General features: G+C 62.0%; 1 protein-coding gene. It reads left to right on the top strand.

All coding sequences use genetic code 11. From position 1 onward, the window contains the following. Nucleotides 1-330, top strand: a 330-nt coding sequence (locus RNB18_RS51235) for an FHA domain-containing protein (protein ID WP_311720954.1), incomplete at its 5' end; no start/stop codon positions are given. Between the last annotated feature and the right edge of the window lie 149 nt (nt 331-479).

The following is a 479-nucleotide window of genomic DNA, read 5'->3' as shown; positions in this document are numbered from 1 at the left end:
GGGCCGGGAACCAGCCCGGGCTCAGGTGCGCTGGTGATCACCCGCGGACCGTCGGTGGGTGGGCGATTCCTGCTCACCAATCCCGTCACCTTCGCCGGCCGCCACCCCGACAGCCCGGTGTTTCTCGACGACATCACCGTCAGCCGCCGCCATGCCGAATTCCGCTGGTCCGACGACGAATACTGGATCGTCGACTCCGGCAGTCTCAACGGCATTTACGTCAACCAAGTGCCAGTGCAGTCTCAGCCCTTGTCTAACGGCGATGAAATCCAAATCGGCAAATTCCGGCTCACCTTCACCTGCCGACCGGAAGCGGAACCACTCCCGTAATATGGTGCTGCACAAAGTATTCGCCATACGCACTTCAACAGCGCTCAGCCGCCTCGGATCTGGCCGGATATGGGTCGAGCGAACTCACGGCCGGCATTTAAAGAGCATGGCGGCCCCGGTGCCCGTCAAACACCGCACATCCCAACCAC

Source organism: Streptomyces doebereineriae, assembly GCF_031845645.1.
GTDB classification, from domain to species: Bacteria; Actinomycetota; Actinomycetes; order Streptomycetales; family Streptomycetaceae; genus Streptomyces; species Streptomyces canus.
This window is presented reverse-complemented; position numbering and strand designations above follow the sequence as displayed.